The sequence below is a fragment of the Lonsdalea britannica genome (assembly GCF_946477055.1).
Taxonomy (GTDB): Bacteria; Pseudomonadota; Gammaproteobacteria; order Enterobacterales; family Enterobacteriaceae; genus Lonsdalea; species Lonsdalea britannica_A.
In genome coordinates this window covers 1-2899 of sequence record NZ_CAMKXG010000352.1, presented here as the reverse complement: position 1 = coordinate 2899, position 2899 = coordinate 1, and the positions used below count along the sequence as shown (strand labels likewise).

The 2899-nt window shown below is 53.3% G+C and carries 2 protein-coding genes; one reads left to right on the top strand and one right to left on the bottom strand.

The features are described 5' to 3' along the window. Window positions 1-258 precede the first annotated feature (258 nt). Window positions 259-2715 (top strand): DUF3772 domain-containing protein, encoded by a 2457-nt coding sequence (locus tag Q7O77_RS16525; RefSeq protein WP_304169799.1) that lies wholly within the window; start codon window positions 259-261, stop codon window positions 2713-2715. On the opposite strand, the gene Q7O77_RS16520 is transcribed toward Q7O77_RS16525, so the two are convergent. Continuing rightward, window positions 2712-2899 (bottom strand): hypothetical protein (locus Q7O77_RS16520; protein WP_304169797.1); only part of this gene is annotated, 188 nt, incomplete at its 5' end. The genes Q7O77_RS16525 and Q7O77_RS16520 overlap by 4 nt on opposite strands.

Below are 2899 nucleotides of genomic sequence, written 5' to 3'. Positions count from 1 at the left end.
CGGCTAGACGGCGATTCCCTGTACAGCCTGGCGGCGTGATCGCTTTCTGCGACCTAACCGCGAGATTCTGGAGTCTCATCGCAAAAAGCCGTTTTTCGTTTCATCGTAAACCTTGGCTGGCGCGATAAGATGCGCAATTACGGTCTCCTCTGATTGGAACTTTGCCATACTTTTGTACTATTGGATTACACTTTAGCCAGTCTGGTGTGGGTGTATGGATATCCGCCGTCTCTGATGAACCTGGGAACCTTTCGCTATATGCCAACTTTATTTTCCGTATTGATGCGTGTTTTTTTGTGTGCGGTTTTGGTCTTGCCTGTGGGGTATGGCGTGGCGGCGGAGACGGCATCTCAATCTGCACAGGCAAATGGCGAGTCTGACGTCAATGTTGATGCTGAATTGGTTCAACTGCAGAAACAGTTGGACAGTATCAAGCAGCAGGTATCGGGGGTTAACAACGACAGCAAGTTCGGCGACCTGAACGATCAGACTCAGCAATTGATCAGTAAAGCGGATGAACTCTCGGCGATTGTGACACCGTTGCGTTCACAGATGCAGTCGCAGCTTAATGTTCTGGGACCAGAACCCGAGTCCGGTTCTGCGCTCAATGAAACCAATGAGGTGACGCGTAAACGCAACAGCCTCAATCAGAAAAAAGCCAGTCTGGATTCTCAGTTAGAACAGATACAGGCGCTACATGCCAGCGCGGCCAATCTCTCGACGCAAATCGTCAACCTGCGACGCAACGCTCTAAAAAACCAACTGGCGCTCGATTCGGGTAGCCTTTTTGGTGCGCGCTTTTGGTCTCCCATCGTCAACCCGCAGCCGGAAGACGTAAGCCGACTATCCTCGTTTTCTCAGCAGGTGGCGAATGCCTTCAACGGCGCGTGGAGCGCAGATTGGCGTTGGGGGTCGGCGATATTTCTGCTGGTTGCGCTGGCGCTGGTGACGTTGGGCGGCAAGTATCTGGAAAAATATCTCGCCTGGCTGGGGATTCATAAGCTGCCGGAAGGGCGGTTGCGACGTAGTTTCCTGGCGACAGCGACCGTCATGTCTACCGTGCTGACGGTTGGGATTGCCGCTAATCTGGTCGACTACACCTTTACGCGCCATGATATTGCCTCTGATCGCATCGCTTCTTTTATGGAAACGCTGGTACGCCTGACGGTGTTCTGCTCAATGATTGTCGGATTGGGGAGAGCTTTCCTGTCTAATCAACGGCCTTCGTGGCGGCTGCCCGCCATTTCCAATCCGGTGGCGAAGGCCATGACGCCGTTTCCGGTGATCGCCGCGTTAATTATTTTGATATTCGGGATCATCGAACAGGTAACCATCACGATGGGCACTACGGTCGCGGTCACGATTGTGGTCAATGGACTGGCGACGCTCTTCCTGGCATTGACGACGGGCATGGTCGCGCTGAGAAGCAATCAGATACGGCGTCAGATGGTGGCAACCGGTGAGCAACCGGAAGCGCGTTCCACGCTTTCAGGGATCATTCATCTGGCTGTTTTGCTGACAACCTTTGCCGTGTTGGTTTCTCTGGTCATCGGTTATATCTCTCTGGCGCGTTTTTTGATCTACGAGCTGGTGTGGATAGCGATTGTATTCTCCTGCCTCTACCTCTTTTCCACGCTGGTGTCCGATACGTGTGAAAGTTTGTTTTCACCGAATAACCTCAGCGGTCAGCGCATCAAAAGCTCCCTTAATCTCGATGATCGTCACCTCTCACAGGCCACGGCATTACTCTCTGCCGCAGGTAAGGTCTTCCTGATTTTGATGGCCGCCGTTGCGTTGCTGAATGGGACGTTTGGCACCACGACGCCGCTGGAGCTGATGCAAAAAGCGCTGGATATCTGGGGTGGAAAAGGGCTGGAAAACCTACGCATCGTTCCTGCCAGATTAGTAGACGCGCTGATTTTCCTTGCGATTGCCCTGTACGCTATGCGTTCTTCACGTCGCTGGCTGGAAAATGATTTTCTGCCGAAAACCACGCTGGATCGTGGAATTCGGGCGTCGATGGTCACCATGTTCAGCAACGTCGGCTATATCATCATCATCCTGCTGACGCTGGCTACCCTCGGCATTCAGTGGAACAAGTTGGCGTGGATCGTCAGTGCGCTGTCGGTGGGTATCGGCTTCGGTTTGCAGGAGATAGTAAAAAACTTTATCTCCGGAGTGATTTTGCTGACGGAGCGTCCGGTGAAAGTGGGCGATCTGGTTAATATCAGCGGCGTTGAAGGGGATATCCGGCGCATCAATGTACGCGCGACGGAGATCCAGCTTAGCGACCTGTCGACAGTCATTGTGCCCAACTCGCAGTTTATCTCGCAGAACGTGCGCAATATTACGATGGGCAATGCGCTCGGCGTCGCGACGCTGGCGTTGTCTTTCCCGCTGGACACCGACCCCGATGAGGCCCGGACGATTCTGTTGGACTCCTATACCGAGCATGAAGGGATTTTGACGAGTCCCGCGCCTTCCGTCACATTCAGTCAGTTAAGCGCAAACGGCATGGTGCTCAGCGTAACAGGGTACGTTAGCAGTCCCCGTCTGGTAGTGAGTGTGAAAAGCGACCTGCTGTTCGAGATAATCAAACGGCTACGTGCAGCGAGCATACCTCTGGCGGTGCCTCAGCGCATGGTGCTGGAGAATGCGCAGAATACATCAACCGTTGTCCCGCCTCTTTTGGGCGATGACGCGTCGAGAACCTAAATCGGCTGTGGGCCAGCGTCCGTTAGGATAGCGGTGAGCAAAAGTTTCGCGCTGCTAAATGTAGCGATGAAATAAAAAACTGGCAGGTTTCCCACAAATAGGGGTTGATGTGCTGATGTGCTGATGTGCTGATGTGCTGATGTGCTGATGTGCTGATGTGCTGATGTGCTGATGTGCTGATGTG